The sequence below is a fragment of the Phycisphaerae bacterium genome (genome assembly GCA_017999985.1).
GTDB lineage: Bacteria > Planctomycetota > Phycisphaerae > UBA1845 > Fen-1342 > JAGNKU01.
The window spans coordinates 1-17,540 of sequence record JAGNKU010000010.1 but is presented as its reverse complement, the minus strand read 5'-3'; the positions used below and the strand labels follow the sequence as shown (position 1 = coordinate 17,540).

General features: G+C 67.9%; 12 protein-coding genes. 8 read left to right on the top strand and 4 right to left on the bottom strand.

Features of this window, described 5'->3' with window-relative positions:
- The first annotated feature begins 37 nt into the window (after positions 1–37).
- Together KA383_13920 and KA383_13915 are read left to right on the top strand one after the other, a co-directional pair.
- Positions 38–475, top strand: a complete 438-nt coding sequence (locus KA383_13920; protein MBP7747214.1) for a hypothetical protein — start codon at positions 38–40, stop codon at positions 473–475.
- A 100-nt stretch (positions 476–575) separates the two neighbouring features.
- Complete coding sequence (locus tag KA383_13915) at positions 576–1,691, top strand: response regulator (protein ID MBP7747213.1); 1,116 nt, start codon at positions 576–578, stop codon at positions 1,689–1,691.
- On the opposite strand, the gene purN is transcribed toward KA383_13915, so the two are convergent.
- Positions 1,684–2,316, bottom strand: coding sequence for a phosphoribosylglycinamide formyltransferase (gene purN / locus KA383_13910; protein ID MBP7747212.1), 633 nt, complete (start codon positions 2,314–2,316; stop codon positions 1,684–1,686). The two genes, KA383_13915 and purN, sit on opposite strands and share 8 nt — an antisense overlap.
- 186 nt (positions 2,317–2,502) lie before the next feature.
- Between purN and KA383_13905 the strand changes: the two genes are divergently transcribed.
- A complete protein-coding gene (locus KA383_13905; protein ID MBP7747211.1) occupies positions 2,503–2,874 on the top strand; it encodes a hypothetical protein in 372 nt (123 codons plus the stop codon).
- A gap of 27 nt (positions 2,875–2,901) precedes the next feature.
- Here KA383_13905 and KA383_13900 read toward each other — a convergent pair whose 3' ends face one another.
- Complete coding sequence (locus KA383_13900; GenBank protein MBP7747210.1) at positions 2,902–3,510, bottom strand: hypothetical protein; 609 nt, start codon at positions 3,508–3,510, stop codon at positions 2,902–2,904.
- On the bottom strand, positions 3,498–4,919 hold the full coding sequence (locus tag KA383_13895; protein ID MBP7747209.1) for an alginate export family protein: 1,422 nt from the start codon (positions 4,917–4,919) through the stop codon (positions 3,498–3,500). Before KA383_13895 ends, KA383_13900 begins: the two co-directional genes overlap by 13 nt.
- 121 nt (positions 4,920–5,040) lie before the next feature.
- On the opposite strand from KA383_13895, the gene KA383_13890 reads away from it, so the two are divergent.
- From KA383_13890 to murA, 4 genes are all read left to right on the top strand, one after another.
- Positions 5,041–6,954, top strand: a complete 1,914-nt coding sequence (locus KA383_13890; GenBank protein ID MBP7747208.1) for a M14 family metallopeptidase — start codon at positions 5,041–5,043, stop codon at positions 6,952–6,954.
- Positions 6,955–7,126: 172 nt separating this feature from the next.
- Positions 7,127–7,447 carry an RNA-binding protein gene (locus KA383_13885; protein ID MBP7747207.1) on the top strand — a complete coding sequence of 107 codons (321 nt, stop codon included), beginning with the start codon at positions 7,127–7,129 and terminating at the stop codon, positions 7,445–7,447.
- A 289-nt stretch (positions 7,448–7,736) separates the two neighbouring features.
- A complete protein-coding gene (gene prmC / locus KA383_13880; GenBank protein ID MBP7747206.1) occupies positions 7,737–8,660 on the top strand; it encodes a peptide chain release factor N(5)-glutamine methyltransferase in 924 nt (307 codons plus the stop codon).
- 16 nt (positions 8,661–8,676) lie between these two features.
- Positions 8,677–9,951 (top strand): UDP-N-acetylglucosamine 1-carboxyvinyltransferase, encoded by a 1,275-nt coding sequence (gene murA, locus KA383_13875; protein MBP7747205.1) that lies wholly within the window; start codon positions 8,677–8,679, stop codon positions 9,949–9,951.
- A 502-nt stretch (positions 9,952–10,453) separates the two neighbouring features.
- On the opposite strand, the gene KA383_13870 is transcribed toward murA, so the two are convergent.
- On the bottom strand, positions 10,454–12,361 hold the full coding sequence (locus KA383_13870) for a hypothetical protein (protein ID MBP7747204.1): 1,908 nt from the start codon (positions 12,359–12,361) through the stop codon (positions 10,454–10,456).
- A 552-nt stretch (positions 12,362–12,913) separates the two neighbouring features.
- On the opposite strand from KA383_13870, the gene KA383_13865 reads away from it, so the two are divergent.
- A partial coding sequence (locus KA383_13865) for a S8 family serine peptidase (GenBank protein MBP7747203.1) occupies positions 12,914–17,540 on the top strand: 4,627 nt, incomplete at its 3' end.

Below are 17,540 nucleotides of genomic sequence, written 5' to 3'. Positions count from 1 at the left end.
TGGACGCCCGGTGGCGGCCTTTGTACCGTGAAGCCGCGTGAACCGTCAACGCCGCCCAACCTGGACCGAGCTGCGCGCGCTGCTCGGTCGCCCGCCGCGCGCCTTCCTGATTGTGCGAAGGCACGATGCGAACGACGCACCGTGGGAATTCCCGAGCGTCCGGCTCCCACCACGCGCCGCCCCTGAAGACGCCTTGCGCCGACACTGCCAGTCCGCGCTCGGCGTCATCGTAGACGATGCTATCCCACTGCCGGCGTTCGACTACAGCCATGGCACGCACGTGGTCACCTACCTTTGTTACTACTGCCCCGTAGACTGCGACCATGTGCTGCCCCTCGAGTACGCCGCCGTACGCTGGGTCGATCAAAACCAACTGGCAGCGTACGTCATCGACGCCCCCGGCCGGACCGCGATCCAGCATCTGCCGGCCTCTGACCCGAAGATCCAGATGCGCCGAAATCGCTCCCGCCCCTAAGTACGCAATTGCGGTTGCGTCGATAGTCACTGAGGCGGACCGTCGTCAGCACGCGGCGCGTGCCGGCGGACCAGCGTTCGGTCATTGCAGGAACCCGACAGTGTCCGCGGACCTCTCCCGCAGCATCCGTGTGGACCCGCTGACGGTCCAGGCCTGGCTCGACCGCCTCGATCACGCGGCACTCCCGCCGGCCGGGCTCGACCACCGCATGTCCCGACGGTTTGACTACCGCGCCGCCGCCGTAACGCTCGAGGTCGCGGGTGGCCAGGACGACGGCCGCAGTTACAACGCCGTCGGTCGCAATCTCAGCCGCGAGGGCGTCGGGTTGCTGACCGGGCAGTTCGTCTATCCGCGCGCGCGGTGCAAGGTCACGTTGAGCGACCCCTATGGCGTCACGCAGGTCGTCGACGGTCGTATCGCGCGCTGTCGCTACCTGGTCGGCTCCGGCGCGCTCTACGAAGTCGGGATCGCCTTCGAGCGTCCGGTCGACGTCGCCGTGTTTGCCCCACAGGCCCGCCGGACGCGCGTGTTGCTCGTCGACGAGTCCGAGACGGCGCAGCTGTTATTCACCGGCCTGCTCGGCAGCGACCGGGTGGAGCTGACACGCGTCGCGACCAGCGATGAGGCAACCGAACTCACGACGATGACCGAGTTCGACCTGCTGCTGGTGGACCTGGACACCGAGAGCTTCGACCCGTATGCGCTGGTTGAGGAGCTGCGGCACAATGCCTTCGTCCGGCCCATCGTCGGTCTGACCGTCCAAGGCGATCTTGAGACACACGCCCGCTGCGCCGCGGCCGGCTGCACCGGCTACCTGTGTAAGCCCGTGAGTCGCAGCGCCCTCCAGCACCTGCTGGCTTCCCTCGCCGATCAGCCGCTGGTCAGCACCCTCGCGCAGGACCCGGCGCTCGCCCCGCTGATCGACGAGTTCGTGGGCACGCTACGGGCAAAGGTGAACGACCTCGCACTCGCCCTCGACGCACAGGACGTGTATACCCTCGCCGACCTGGCCCGCGGGCTGCGCGCCAACGCCGGGTCCTACGGCTTCAAGCCAATCTCCGACGCCGCCGCCGACGTGCACACGGCGGCGTTCCTGGATGGGGCCCAGACGCACTTGCGCGACGCCGTGAACCGCCTGATGGACCTGTGCCTGCGCGCCCGCCCAGCCACCAGCCCGCCCGACGCCGGCAGTTGTGCCCGTCGGCCCGCTACCTGAATTGCCGCAACCAGGCCAGCCCCTCGTCAGCCACCCGCTGAATGACCTGCGGGTACAGCTCCCGCTCCGCCGCCCCCACGCGTGCCGCCAGCGTTTCCGGCGTATCGCCCGGCTGCACGGGCACAACGCTCTGAGCGACGATCGGCCCGTGGTCGTATTGATTGTCCGCCAGATGCACCGTGCATCCGCTCTGCGTCTCGCCCGCGGCGAGCACCGCCTCATGCACGTGATGGCCAAAGAACCCGCGCCCGCCGAACCGCGGCAGCAGCGCCGGGTGGATATTGAGTACCCGCCCGAGGTACGTCGGCGGGATCCGCCAGAAGCACAAGAATCCGGCCAGCACCCCCAGGTCGATCCCCGCAGCGTCCAGGGTCGCTGTGATCGCCGTCGAAAAGGCGTCGTCGTCCCCGTAGTCCCGCCGACGGATTATTACCAACGGCAAGCCAGCCGCACGGGCAATGCGGACGCCGCGGACCTCGTTGCGGGAACTGATCACGACCCGGATCTCCACGCCGCGCAGCCGGCCGTCAGCGATTCGCGCGAGGAGGTTCTCCAGCGTTGTCCCCCCGCCCGAGAGCAACACAGCCAGCCTCAGGGGCCCCGGTTTGCCTGCCTGTCCGTCCATGCTGGAACTCGGGTTGGTCCGCGGTTTCCAAAGGCCCGCCGGCGGTAGGCAGGCCTATCGCAAACGCTACAATAATCCGATAAGATGGGCAACCCAGGTGCCGGTTGCAGCGCGGTGCGCGACGGTCGCGGCCGCCGGCAGTAGTGCGCGGTCGTTTGGACGAGTTCGTGTGATAGGGGCAACAAGGTGGCATTGAACCTGAAGACCTACGAGGGGCAAACCATCCTGAGCACGGCGCTGGCGGTGCTGGGCGCGGTGGCATCCGTGGCAACCTGGGGGCTGCTGGTCCGGCGCTTTGACCGCACCGCGTTCTATGTGTCCTTCAATTCGGAGGGGCTCTTCCAGCCGGTCCTGGGCCTGGGGTTGCTCGTGGGGCTGGCAGCGGGCGTGATCGGCTTCTTCATGGCGCTGAATAGCGCCGGCCAGAAGCGCAACACGCGCTCCGCGCTGGCGTGGAAATCCTTTTTCCTAAACGCGCTGGTGATTACGCTCGCGCTATCCGCCGTCGTGTTCTTCTTCTTTACGCGCAATCCGGTCTCGCTCAAGGACGGCATGTAGCGCGTACAACAACCCCCCCGACGGTAATCACCCCGGCTGTTTCGCCGGGCCCAGCTTCACCGCTTCCTCCCCCGCGCGTCCCGTGCGCTGCAGGTATTCCTCGGCCCGCGACAGCAGACCGATGAATTCGCCGCCGCTCATGAGCGCCGCCTCGCTGCCGCCGCCCGCGATTCCCTTGTACTGCAGCTCGCGCCACGCGTATCGCCCCAGCCCCGTCAACAGCCAGTTCACGCCGCTCTTGATCCCGCAAGCCCGGCAGACCATGTACGCGACGGTCGCCCGATCCAGATATTGATCCGCGTCCAGCCGCCACTGCGGCGCGATCAGGCGCTCGTCGCGCAGCGCCGTCGTCAGGGCCGCGTACTCGCCCTCGAAGCTCGCACCTTTGGCCAGGGCATACACCGCCCGGCACGCCGGCTCCGCCGTCACAAACGGCTGATCGGCGATGTAAAGAATCAGCTCCGCACTGCCGGTCTGCGGCAGCGCCGGCTGCGATGTGGCATGCGGCCCCCCGACCTGGCACCCCGCCAGCGCAAGCAGGATCAGCCCCGCGACCCAAGCCGGCCGTCTGGGCGATGCGAACGGCGCTCCGGCCGCCAAGCCCGGTTGCGCCGCGAGTAGGCTCAGAAGCTCCATGTCACACCCGTGAAGAGGAAATGCCGCGTGTCCCGGTCGCTATACGCCGACCCCGGGAAGAACGACCCCCAGCGAATCGTCCACGCCAGGTCCGACGTCAACCGCCAGTTGATGAAGTAGTCCATCTCCCAGCCGACATAGCCGTCGTATACATCCGCAGTTCCGTCGCTGATGGCGCCGCGTTCGTGGTTCTTCCAGTACAGGAACCAGTTGGTCCCCAGCTCGAGGTCCCGCAGCAGCTCGATCCGCTCCAGCGGCGCCAGCGACCCGCCCGCCCGCCAGATGTGCAGGTTACTCATCATCGGCGCGAGTGCGATGCCCGTGTCGCGGAAGCCGAAACCCACGAGGCTGGTGTCTTCGCGATTGCCGGTGTTGCCGCCCAGCGCGCCCGTCGGGCTGAATCGGCGATCGCCATCGCCGCTGGCAAACATGTATTCGCCCGAAATGCGCGGACGCGTGGGCACGTCGAAGAGGTACTCCAGGCCGACGTTGCAGCCCCAGGCTTCGATGTAATCCCGCTCGATCCACTCCTGGTCACCAAAGCTGTGCCCCGACTCGAATACGCCCTCGGCCCAGTAGTTCAGGTTGTGCGCCAGCTCGCCGCGCAAGCCACCGCCCAGGTAGAAGCTGTCGTAGCTGAAGTCCTGGAACCAGTACTTCGGGCGCTCGTCCGTCCGGTCGTTGTTCCACAACGCATACACAAATGGCACGTGCCGCTGCCAGCCCTCGTACGAGATCTGCGTGCCATAGAACAGCCGGTCGCTGTGGCTCTGCACCGGCGGGCTGCGGTCGATGTTCGGCAGGTTGCCGATCGACCGGCCGAACAGGCCCTGCACGCGCAGGTCCCACAGCTTCGCGTCCAGCAGCACGGCGTCCATCGGCAGGTCCAGGATGAAGCCCGTGCCGAACTGCACCGTCTGCCGGCCGACCCGCGCCCGGACCTGGATCGGATCGGAGGGCCGCGCCAGGCGAAACGCCTTGCCCACGTCAATCTGATACCAAAGTTGATCGAATTCCGGCCCGACCCAGTCTTCCTGCAGGCTGGCGCCCTCGTCGCCCGGATGGTAGTACTCATAGCGCAGCCGCAGTCGTGCAAACAGCTCATGCGCCCCATCGTCGATCCGCGCTCGTGTCCAGAAAGCCAGCGACGGGCGGTGAAAATTACGCGACGACTGCACGCCGTCATCGAAATTGAAGTAGTAGTAGTCGAGCCACCCGCCCCATTGCAGGTCAAAGATGGATTGCAGCGGCGCTAGTGCCTCGCGCTGCTTCTTCAACTGCTCATCGACCCGCCGTTGCTCGTCAAGGAAGCGCTGCTGCGTCGCGCTGTCCGTTGGCTGACCGCGCGCGCCGGCCAGACCGGCCCCCAGCACAATCAACCCCGTGATCCCTAAGCTGCCGAGCCGCATCGATATGACTCACTTCACGGATAGCCCGGCCCGCCGCGGCGACCCCGGGCCGCCGCGACCACGCTTTGCCGGCCGGGTCTATCGGCCGCGCCAATGTGCAAGCCCGAAGGCGTCGGTTAGCATGGCTTGCGTTTTGAGCACTGTCAACTGTGAGCCGCAAATGTCGCTGCGCTATCCCCCCGTCACGCTTTTCCCCGGGGCCCTTCTCCTGGCCACCGTCGCCGCTACCGGCTGTGGCGCGGCGTCGCGGTCCGCCTCTCTCGACTTCGATGTGCTGCCGGACCAGTGGCGTACCCATGCCGAACGCACCGCGTACGCCGAGACCGGCCGCTACGCCGAGGCCGTGGATTTCTGCCGGCGTCTCGCCGCCGCGTCGCCGTTCGCCCACTACACCACCTTTGGCCTGACCGGCATGGGCCGCCCGCTGCCCTTGCTCATCCTGTCGTCCGACCGCGCTTTCACCCCCGCCGCCGCCCGCCGCGCCGGCCGCCCCGTGGTACTCATCCAATGCTGCATCCACGCCGGTGAATGTGAGGGCAAGGACGCGTGCCTGCAACTCGCGCGTGAAATGGTCATCACCGGCACCCGCGCTGCGCTGCTCGACCACGTCACACTGCTGATCATGCCCATCTTCAACGCCGACGGGCACGAGCGCACCAGCCGCTACAGCCGCATCAACCAGAACGGCCCGCGCGAGCTGGGCTGGCGCACCAACGCCGCCAACCTGAACATCAACCGCGACTACACCAAGGCCGACACGCCGGAGATGCAAGCCTGGCTGAGCGTCTGGACTGCCTGGCAGCCCGACCTGTTCATCGACACCCACACGACCGACGGCCACGACCACCGCTATGACGTGTTCTACTCGGCCACGATCGATCCCGATTCCAGCCCACCCATCGTCACGTGGACCCGGGACACGCTGCTCGCCAACGTTCTGCCCGCGCTCGAGGCCGATGGCTACGCCGCGATGCCATACTCCTTTCCGCGCGACGCCAAGGACCCCGCGGGCGGCATCGCCACCCCCGGCCCCATGGGCCCGCGCTTCTCCACGGGCTACGGCGCCGCGTGCAATCGCCCGGCCCTGCTCGTCGAAACCCACGCCCTGTTACCCTACGCCCGGCGTGTCCAGACCACGCACGCCCTCCTCGTCCATGCGCTCGCCACGGTGAACCGCGATCCCAACCGCCTGCGTGCTGCCATCCAGGACGCCGACCACCTGATGATCCGCACGCGCGGCGCCGACCCGGACGGCCGCGTGCCGCTGCGTTTTGCAGCCACCGGCAACTCGCAACCTCTCGTCTACCGCGGCGTCGTGCAGACGCTGCGCGCCAGCGACATCACCGGCGATGACATCATCGAGTACACTAAAACGCCGCTCGATGTTTCGACGCGGCTGTACGATGACTGGCGGGTCGCCGCGGCGGTAGTACCCCCGTCGGCATACCTGGTGCCGCCCCAATGGACCACGGTCATTGAGCGTCTCGCCCTGCACGGCATCGAGATGCTCCGCATCCCGGCACCGCGCACGGTCGAGGTGGAGATCTACCGCTTCACCGACGTGCAGTTCAGCCCCACGCCCTATGAAGGCCGGCAGCTCGCGCGGTACACAACTACGGTCACGCATGAGACGCGCCGTTTCAGTGCTGGAACAATTTTGGTGCCACTGGACCAGCCGCAGGCCCGCCTCGTGGTTCACCTGCTCGAACCCGACAGCCCCGACTCATTCGTCGCCTGGGGTTTCTTCAACGCGATCTTCGAACGGAAGGAGTACGCCGAAGCCTACGCGATGGAGCCGCACGCCCAACGGATGCTGGCCGAGGATGCAGCACTGCGACAGGAATTCGCGCGGCGGCTCGCCGATGATCCCGCCTTTGCCGCCAGCCCCGGACAACGGCTGGACTTCTTCTACCGCCGTTCTCCGTACTGGGACGTCGAGCACAACCTCTACCCGGTCGCGCGCGTGACGGACGCTTCGGCCGCGCGCGAGCTGCGCGTCGCCGCAACTGCACGCGTGACAAGATCTGACGATTGACGCTCTCCGGCCCGACGGCTAGTATCTAGCCGGTCCGTTGTTCGTGGTGCTCGATCGGAATCGTCTGTGCTTGGCTTCGACATCTCCCTTCGACGAACAACTGGTCAAGATTGGTCCTGGGGCATGGGCCCCATGTGCGTAACGTAGCGCGCACAGGTTTCAGGAGCAGAAGTTGAAGAAGATTTACGTAGGCAATCTCGCGTATCAGACCACTGAAGAGGGGCTCGAATCGGCGTTCTCGGCGTTCGGCACAGTCTCCAACGTCGCGATCATCCGCGACCGTGAAACGGGGCAGTCGCGGGGGTTCGGGTTCGTCGAGATGGACGACGACAGCCAGGCCGAGGCCGCCATCGCCGGCCTCAACGGCACGCAGGTCGACGGCCGCACACTGACCGTGAACGAGGCACGCCCCCGCGCCGGTGGCGGCGGCGGCCAGGGTGGTCGCGAATTCCGCGGCGGCGGACGCGGCGGCGCGCGTCCCGCGCGCTGGTAGTCAGCGCGGCACTCTAGCCTTCGGCAACGCCTGACATGTCCGCGGCGTCCGGCTGGCCGGCCGCCCACGCTTTTCGTACGCATTCCTGGGAACGTGGTACTATTGTCGTCATTGCACTGCGCTCAACGCGCCTGCGCATGACGCAGGATCTCTGGGATCGGTCGCGTCGTATCCGCCCCGGCCAGCCCGCCCGGGCGGCGCATGCCGCCGGCGCGGCTGTTCGGCGGGCCGCTCCGCGGCCACCCCGGTACGTCTCGTCAGTATGCGGGACCTATGCTATAGTGCGCGCATGAGCGACGAGGCCCACAGCGCGACAGCCTGGACCGTCGTCCGGCTGCTGAACTGGACACGTGAATACCTGCAGCGCAGCCGCATCGAGTCGCCGCGACTGTGCGCCGAGATCCTCCTCGCGCACGCCATGAACTGCGAGCGAATTCAACTTTACACCCGCTTCGAGCAGATCCCCGACGAGGCTGTGCGGAGCACCTTCCGCGACCTGGTCAAACAGGCCGCCAGCGGCTACCCCATCGCTTACCTGACGGGCCGCAAGGAGTTCTTCTCCCTGCCGTTCGAGATCACGCCGGATGTGCTCATCCCGCGACCCGAATCCGAGATTCTCGTCGAGCGCACCATCGACCTCGTGCGGAAAGCACCCGACACGCAGCCGGTCATCCTTGACCTGGGCACCGGCAGCGGCTGCATCGCCGTCAGCCTTGCGCGCCACCTTCCGACCGCGCGCCTGTGCGCCAGTGACATCTCCGCGGCCGCGCTCGCCGTGGCACAGCGCAACGCACAGCGCCACCAGGTCGCCGACCGCATCGAGTTCCGCGCCGGTGATCTGTTCGACGCCTGGGTACCGACCGGCCGTGACGGCGCGCCCAGCGCTTTCGACATCATCGTGTGCAATCCACCCTACGTCGCAACCGAAGGCGCCCCGGTCGACCGCGCCGTGCGGGAGTTCGAGCCGTCCGTGGCTTTGTTCGCCGGGCCCGACGGCTTGCGCGTGATCCGGGCCCTGCTCGACGCCGCGCCGCGCTGGCTGCGGCCCGGCGGGCACCTGCTGCTGGAAACCGCCTTCGACCAGGCCGCTGCCCTGCGCGTCTTGCTGACGGGCGCCGCCTGGCAGAGCATCAACAGCTATCGCGACGGCGCCGGGCATGAGCGCGTCTGGCACGCCCGTCGTTCCGCCGCCGAACACGCCCAGGTGGCTTAAAGGAGGAGCCGTGGGTCTGGCGTATTTCGAAATCACCGGCGGCCCGCGTCTGCGGGGCAACGTGCGGCTCAGCGGCGCGAAGAACGCGGCGCTGCCGATCATGGCGGCCGCGATTCTCTGCGAGGGCGAAGTCATCCTGCACGACATCCCGCCGGTCAGTGACGTGCACTCGCTCTGCGAGCTGCTCGCCAAGCTCGGCCTGGATGTCGAATGGCGCCCGGACGGCGCCCTGCGCCTCATCGCGCGCGACGAAATGAACTGCAAGGCCGAGTACGACATCGTCCGCAAGATGCGGGCGTCGATTTGCGTGCTCGGCCCGCTCATCGCCAAGCGCCACCGCGCGCAGGTCGCCCTGCCCGGTGGCTGCGCGATCGGCGACCGGCCCGTGAACCTCCACATCCGGGCCATGCAGCAGCTCGGCGCCGACATCGAGCTCGTCAACGGCGACATCTGCGCCAAGGTCAAGCGCCTGCAGGGCACCGAGATGTTCCTCGGCGGCCCGTTCGGCTCCACCGTGCTGGGCACTGCCAACGCCATGATGGCCGCGGTGCTGGCCGAGGGCGTGACCGTCATCGAGATGGCGGCCTGCGAGCCGGAAGTCGTCGACCTGGCCAACTTCCTCAACCGCTGCGGCGCGTCGATCACCGGCCACGGCACGCCGCGCATCGTCGTCGAGGGCGTCAAGGAGCTGCACGGCTGCGAATACCGCATCATTCCCGACCGCATCGAAGCCGGCACGTTCATGGTCGCCGCCGCGATCACCAATGGCGAGCTCACCATCGAGAACTGCCGTCTCGATCACCTGATGGCCTTCGTCGATCGCCTCACCGCCATCGGCATCAACGTCGAGAAAAGCGATAAGGGCGTCACGGTCTCATCCGCCCGCCGCCTGGAACCGGTCGACGTGACCACGCAACCGTTCCCCGGCTTCCCGACCGACCTGCAGGCCCAGCTCATGGCGCTGCTCTGCCTGGCCGACGGCAACAGCATCATCACGGAGAAGATCTTCCCCGATCGTTTCCTGCACGTCGCCGAACTCAGCCGCATGGGTGCCCACCTCCGCAAGGAAGGCCCCACGGTCATTGTTCAGGGCGTCAAGCGTCTCATCGCGGCCCCCGTGATGGCATCTGATCTGCGTGCGTCGGCGGCACTCGTCCTGGCGGCCTTGTCCGCGCGCGGCACCACGCGGATCAACCGCGTGTACCACATCGAGCGCGGCTATGTGAAGATCGACGAGAAGCTCCGCGCCGTCGGCGCCGATATCCGCCGGAAGGAAGGCGAAACCGAGTAGCCCCCCGCGCGCGTTTTTGCGGCAGTATCCCGTGCAGGACCTGGCGCGACAGCGCCGGACCCGCGCAGCGCGCCGTGTGCCACTGCGCTTGAGCTGTGCCTGGTGCCACGGCTACATGTCCCGGCGGTGGTTGACCGTCAGGCCACATCAATGACCGACCATCCATGCAGATCCGTCCGAATCCGTGGGGAGTCCCACTCCCCGGTCGGCGTATCCGGTCCGAGTCGCGGACGGCAGTGAGCAAGCCTCGAGCAAGCCGCACCGGCGTGAATCGCCACAAACACCCCCTCGCCGTAGGGCGCCCACTTCCGCAGAAGCTCGGCAACTTTCCTGGCGCGCATCGAAACAGGGAGTCGGCGTCGCAGCTTCGCCCCGGCCGTCCAACGTGGCCCGTCAGCGCGGCCGAACTGCACTCATGCCGCCATCTCGACGCGCCCGCGCCAAGTGTGCCATGCCCTCGTGCCACACGCACGCCAGGCACTGCCCTGCGTGCCTGCGTGCCTCACACCTTCACCTTCGGCCCCGGCAGCGTCACGGTGGTGCCTACCGCCGGCGGCGTGAACGGCACGAAGTTGCGCTCGCCCCACTGCATCCAGCGCAGCGACGGGTCCTCCAGCGGCACGGCAAACCGAAAGCGTGCTTCCGCCGCCCGACCGTCCGCGGTCACAGCCGTCACTTCGATGCCCAGCCCCGTCAGCTCGATGCGCTGCCCGACGACGAACGGATGACGGTCGTCACGCACCAGCCGATCGAGATTCTGCAGCATGTAGCCGAGGTTGAACCAGGGATGCTCAGCGCCTGGCGCGACCGTGCCGGGCGGCGGCGCGAACCCCGTCGCCGGCCGCACGAGCAAGGTCCGTTCGTCCACGCGCGTGACCGTCACATCGTCGATGCCCGACGCGAGAATGCGCGTGTGGGCCGGCGTCGACTGGCCGTGCAGCAGGCGCAAGACCTGGAAATAGAACGACCCGACCATCGCACCCGGACCATTCACCAGGACCACATGCTGGTCGCGCAGCGCGGGATCGTCGGCCGGCGTCGCCACCGAGGACTCGATCAACCCGCCCAGGCGCGCCGTGCTCCAAGCCCGCAACGGCACCGCCAGCGGCGACACGACCAGGTGCAGCCCCGCGAGCGCCACCGCAACAATAGCGGGAAACCAGCCCACCGCGCGGCGCGCCTGCCACACCCAAAGCAGGTACCGCGCCAGCAGCCCCAGCGCACCAACGCCGGCCAGCAGCAACAGCCGATCAAACGGGACCGTGGCACACACCGGCAACAGCGCCAACAGCATCCCCAGTGCCCAGAAACGCGCGAACCGATCGCGCCGCAACAATGGCACAAACGCCACGCCGAGTACAAGGATGAACGCCAGCGCAGCGAGCCAGTGCACGCGCTGCGCCGACGGCGCAAACATCAGGTAGAACTCCGGCGGCGGCCCGGCCCATTGTCCCAGCAGCAGAATCGGGGCACGCTCCACGACGGCCGCCGTGAACCCCAGCGGATCACGCCCGGGATCGACGTACCACGCCGATCCGTACGCCCCGAAGCCCAGCGCGCGATACGTGAGCCACCACCCCAGACCAATGAACACGCTGGGCCCAAGTCCGGCGATGCGGCGACGCCACGGGCCGCGTTCGATGCACACGGCGTACGCCACGATGTACGCGCCGGCTCCAACCGCGAGCTCGCCGGCGAGCAGCGCGCCCAACAGCAGCGCCGGTGCCAGCAAGACACCCCAGCGCCAGCCGTCGGCCCGCCAGCGCACGTGCGCGACCAGCGCCCACGCGCCCAGCGCCGCCGCCACGATGCCGTTGCGATTCGCCAGCCACGCCGCCGGCATTGCGTGCGTGTGATCGACCGCATACAGCACGGCGGCCAGGCCGGCGAGCGCGGCCGGAGCAAGCGCGGCGCCGTGCTCCGCCGACCCATGCCGTGCCGGCCCGCTGGTGAACGGGGTGACGTCCGCCGCGTGCTGCTCCACCAGCGCCACTCGGCGGTACACCAACGCCGCCCCGTACACGAGCAGCGCGAGCCACAGCAGGCTGTGCGCATGCATCAACGCGGGTGAACGCGGCCAGAGCTGGTAGTCCACCCAGTGGGTCAGCGCTGTCACGACCCGGCAGAACGCCAGCCGCAACCCGTCGTACGTCCACCACGGCAGCCACCCGATGTCCATCAGGCGGTGTGTCTGCGCGGCGTCGCCGGGCACGAAGGAGAACATCAGCAACGGCGGCGGCACAACGTCGCGAAACTCCGCCGGCCGCTGCATCGCGAGCTGGTGCATGTAGTCATCGGTCTGCCAGCCGACCCAGAGCGCCGGAAGCATCAGCAGCACAGCGAGCGCGGTCACCATCAGTGGCAGCCGCGGGTGGACGAGCGCCTTCAGAATTATCGGTGTCGCGGTCATGCGCGGATTCTACGGGTAGTCGCACGCGGGGGAACACTCCGGGGCGACCTGCCGGCAGCGTGCCAGCGGCGGTCGCGGCGGCTGGCCCGCGACGCGCCGACCCGGCGTAAGTCCTTGCGGAGTAACGCCGGTCCGTCACCGCGCAGCGCAGTATCGACGCGCGGTAGGGCTGGCCTGCCCAGTTTTCTGTTGGCCCGGTCGGCCCGGCAAGTTAGAATCGATCCGACTGGGAAAAGCGACCCGCGGGTGGGCTGTCTGGGTTCGACGGCGCGCGGCGCGGTCCAGGCTGCTGGCCGGCAGAGCCCCCAGGTTGGTGTTGCGCTGGGTGTTATGGGTGTTGCGCACACGCTCGCTGAATGGCTGGCGGGGTACGGCCATCTGTCGCCCTGCCCGGCTCACGTCCGACCGACCGGCGGCGACCCCGGTGCTGCAACGCGGCGTCGGGACCACGCCAGATCCACCGCTGCCGTCGCGTGCTGTCGTCGCGCGAGAACACACGACGCACTCACTTCCGCTCCGGTATCGGGCACAACAAAACAGGAGGCGAAGCCCATGTCTTACCAGGCCAGAACAGTACGAGCGACGACCGCGACCGGGTTCAATATCGCCGTGGCCGGCGCGTTGCTGGGCGTGCTGCTGAGTGCAGCCCCCGGACAGGCTGCGGAAATCCCGTGGCGCAGCGGCGCGTTCGATGTGCCCACCCGGACGCCGGCGGAGATCGCGACCGTACTCGAGGCGTTCGCGGCGCGCGACGGCGCGGCCCGCCACGTGGTCGTGCAATTCGATGGCCCCGTGGATGATGACACGCGCGCGATGCTGGCCGCGGAGGGGCTGGAGCTGCTGGCGTATGTCGGCGCGAACTCGTACTTCGCGGCAGTGACACCCGGGCGCATCGACGCCGGCGCGCTCAGTGCCACGCGCGCGCTCCTCGGCGTCGAAGCCATCCAGCCGGCCTGGAAGCTGCATCCGCTCCTGAGCACGGGCCGCGCGCCGGCGTGGGCGATCGTCACGGCCGACAGCGACCCGATCGTCGGCGCCTACGTGGTGTTCCATGCCGACGTGTCCCTCGCAACGGGGATCGCGCGTGCGGAGGAACTGGGCGCCACGGTGCGTGACGCCCTGGATACGGTCAACGCCCTGGTGATCGAGCTGCCGCAGTCCGCGATCGCGCAACTGGTGGCCGATGACACGGTGCAGTGGGTCGAGCCGCCGCTGCCGCGGATGAGTGAACTCAACGACAGCAACCGGGCGCGCGTGCAGGCGGACCTGGTGCAGGCCGCCCCCTACAATTTGACCGGGGCCGGCGTCAACGTGCTCGTGTATGACGGCGGCACCGCGCGGTCCACGCACGTGGATTTCGAGGGCCGACTCAGCGTCCGCGACAGCTCTGGCATGGCCAGCCACTCCACGCACGTGGCCGGGACGATCGGCGGCGCCGGCGTCGCCAATGCCACCTACAAGGGCATGGCACCGGATGTGACGATCCAGTCGTACGGCTTCGAATACGACGGCTCCGGCATCTTCCTCTATTCGAATCCCGGCGACATCCAGTCGGACTACAACCAGGCGATCAACACCTACGGGGCCGTCCTGGCCAACAACTCCATCGGCACGAACACCGAGACGAACGGTTTCGACTGCGCCATTCAGGGCAATTACGGCGTCACGGACCAATTGATCGATAACATCGTGCGCGGCAGTCTGGGAGCGCCGTTCCGCATTCTCTGGGCGGCCGGCAACGAGCGTCAGGGCAGCCGGTGCGACGTGGAGGGCTATGGCGACTATTACAGCAGCGCGCCGCCCGCCGGGGCCAAGAACCACATCTGCGTCGGCGCCGTTAATTCCGATGACGACTCGATGACGTCGTTCAGCAGTTGGGGCCCGACCGATGACGGGCGCATGAAGCCAGATATCTGCGGACCTGGTTGCCAGAACACGGGCGACGGCGGCGTCACCTCCTGCAACTCTTCCAGCAACACCGCGTACACGACCATGTGCGGCACGTCGATGGCCTGCCCGACGGTCACCGGCTGTGCGGCGCTGATCGTCCAAGATTTCCGCGCGCAGTTCCCGGGCCAGCCGCTGTTCCGCAATTCCACGCTCAAGGCCTGGCTGGCTCACACCGCGGTGGACCTGGGCACCGCCGGGCCCGACTACCAGTTCGGCTACGGCTCGGTGCGCGTCAAGGACGCGATTGACTTCATGCGCACCGGCGCGTTCGTCGAGAGTACGCTCAGCCAGGGCGGGTCCTACTCGCGTACCGTGACCGTCAGCGCCGGCGACCCGGAACTGCGCGTTACGCTGGCGTGGGACGATTACCCCGGCACGCCGAACGTCAACCCGGCGCTCGTCAACGACCTGGACCTGCGGGTCTACGGCCCGGGCGGCACGCGCTACTATCCCTGGACGCTGTCGCCGACGACGCCCAGCGCGGCGGCCGTCCGCACGCAGGAAAATCACCGTGACAACCTCGAGCAGGTGCTGGTCAGCAGCCCGGCGGCCGGCACGTGGACCATTGAAGTCTACGGCTACGCCGTGCCGCAGGGCCCGCAGTCGTTCTCCCTGGTCGGCGACGGGGCCATGAACGTCGGCACCAGCATTTCGCTGCCCAACGGGGCACCACAGACGATGCCCCCCGGGGTCGCGCAGGTGATCGACGTGCAGATCGTCTCGATCGGCGAGACGACCGTGCCCGGCAGCCCAACCCTCTACTATCGCTACGACGGCGACACGTACCAGACCGCGGCGCTGACGCTGGTCGGCGGCAACTTGTACCAGGCGACGCTGCCGGCCGCGAGCTGCGCCGACAATCCCGAGTACTACTTCAGCGCGGCGGGCAGCAGTACCGGCATCGTGTACTACCCGGCCGGTGCGCCCACGACCGTCCTCACCGCGATCGTCGGTGAGACCACCACCATCATCGCCGACAGTTTCGAGACCGATCTGGGCTGGACGGCGACGAACCTCGGGGCCACCGCCGGCAACTGGCAGCGCGGCGTGCCGGTGAACGACCCGAGCTGGGACTACGACCCGGCCGCGGACTCGGATGGCAGCGGCAAGTGCTGGCTCACGCAGAACGAGACGGGCAACACGGACGTGGACAACGGGTCCGTGCGCCTGACTTCGCCGGTCATCGACATGTCCGGCGGCAACATCACGATCAGCTACGACTACTTCCTGCGCCTCACCAACACGACCGGCGCCGTGGACCGTCTGCTCGTCGAGATCAACAACGGCGGATCAACGTGGATTGAGATCGCGCGACACACGACCAATAACGGCCTGAATTGGACGCACCATGAGATTGGTCAGGCGGCCCTGACCGCCGCCGGCGTCACGTTGACGTCGACGATGCAACTGCGCTTCACCGCGAACGATGCCGACCCGCAGAGCGTCGTCGAGGCCGGCCTGGATGCCTTCCGCGTGGATGGGTTCCAGTGCGAGTCGGGCGACACGACGCCACCGACGCCCGATCCCATGACCTTCGCCGTGGCGCCGGCCCCGAGCAGCACCACCGCGATCGCGATGACCGCCACCACGGCCACCGACACGCAATCGCCGCCGGTGCAGTATTTCTTCGACTTCGTCTCGGGCGGCGCCGGCGGCAGCGACAGCGCCTGGCAGAGTGCCACGGCGTACACCGACAGCGGGCTGGCCGCCAACACGAGCTATACGTACCGCGTGAAGGCGCGCGACAGCGCCGCGACACCGAATGAAGGCACGTACTCATCCAACGCTGAGACCGCGACGCTGATCGAGACGCCGACCGGCGTGACGTTCGAAACAGTGACCGACAGCTCCATCGTGCTGACGGCCACCGGCACGCTGACGAACCTCGCCGTGGACACTTCGGGCGTGTACTTCGACTCGACTACCACCGGCGGTGATGGCGGCATCAATGCGTGGATCCAAACCACGACCGACACCGCCACCGGTCTGAGCCCGAATACGGCGTACACGTTCCGGGTCAAGGCCCGCAATCAGAACAGCATCGAGACGGCGTACAGCACCACGGCCAGCAAGGTGACGCTGGCCAGCGTGCCGGCGGCGCCGACGCTGAGCAACCCCACGCAGACCAGCATGGTGCTCGACGTGATCGCGGGCGGAAACCCGGCGAGCACGCAATTCGCGATCCAGTGCACGGCGACAACCGATGCCGCCTGGAACGGCAAATACGTGAGCGCGGCAGGGCAGCCGGTGTCCGCCGCGGTCTGGCAGACGGACAGCATCTGGGGCACCATGACGGTGCTGAGCATGCAGCCGGCGACCGCGTACAGCTTCGCGGTTAAGGCTCGCAACGCGGACAATGTCGAGACGGCGCTGGGTCCGGTCGCGACGCTATCGACGCTGGCGATTCCGACCGGTGCGTGCTGCTTCCATGATGGAAGCTGCCAGCAGCTCAGCGAGGCGGCTTGCACGGCAGCCGGCGGTGAAGCTTGGACGATGGACCAGTCGTGCACGCCGAACCCATGCACACAGCCCATCGGGGCCTGCTGCTTCCATGATGGTTCGTGTCAGCAGGTGACGGAGGCTGCTTGCACTGCGGCTGGCGGCGAAGCCTGGATGATGGATGTGGCGTGTGAGCCGAACCCCTGCACGCAACCGACCGGCGCTTGCTGCTTCCATGATGGGAGTTGCCAACAGTTGACGGAGGCGGCTTGCACTGCAGCCGGCGGTGAAGCCTGGATGATGGATGTGGCGTGTGAGCCGAACCCCTGCACGCAACCGACCGGCGCCTGCTGCTTCCACGATGGCACCTGCCAGCAGCTCACCGAGGCGGCCTGCACCGCAGCCGGCGGTGAGGCCTGGACCATGGACCAGTCCTGCACGCCGAGCCCGTGTGCGCAGCCGACCGGCGCTTGCTGCTTCCACGATGGCACCTGCCAGCAGCTCACCGAGGCGGCCTGCACCGCAGCCGGCGGTGAGGCCTGGACCATGGACCAGTCCTGCACGCCGAGCCCGTGTGCGCAGCCGACCGGCGCCTGCTGCTTCCACGATGCCACCTGCCAGCAGCTCACCGAGGCGGCCTGCACCGCAGCCGGCGGTGAAGCTTGGACCATGGACCAGTCCTGCACGCCGAACCCGTGTGCGCAGCCGGTCGGCGCTTGCTGCTTCCATGATGGGAGTTGCCAGCAGCTTACCGAGGCGGCCTGCACCGCAGCCGGCGGTGAAGCCTGGA

Coding starts and splice junctions, on each gene's coding strand:
- prmC (MBP7747206.1), top strand. CDS start 7,737: ATGAGCGACGAGGCCCACAGCGCGACAGCCTGGACCGTCGTCCGGCTG.
- KA383_13870 (MBP7747204.1), bottom strand. CDS start 12,361: ATGACCGCGACACCGATAATTCTGAAGGCGCTCGTCCACCCGCGGCTG.
- KA383_13890 (MBP7747208.1), top strand. CDS start 5,041: ATGGCTTGCGTTTTGAGCACTGTCAACTGTGAGCCGCAAATGTCGCTG.
- KA383_13895 (MBP7747209.1), bottom strand. CDS start 4,919: ATGCGGCTCGGCAGCTTAGGGATCACGGGGTTGATTGTGCTGGGGGCC.
- KA383_13900 (MBP7747210.1), bottom strand. CDS start 3,510: ATGGAGCTTCTGAGCCTACTCGCGGCGCAACCGGGCTTGGCGGCCGGA.
- purN (MBP7747212.1), bottom strand. CDS start 2,316: ATGGACGGACAGGCAGGCAAACCGGGGCCCCTGAGGCTGGCTGTGTTG.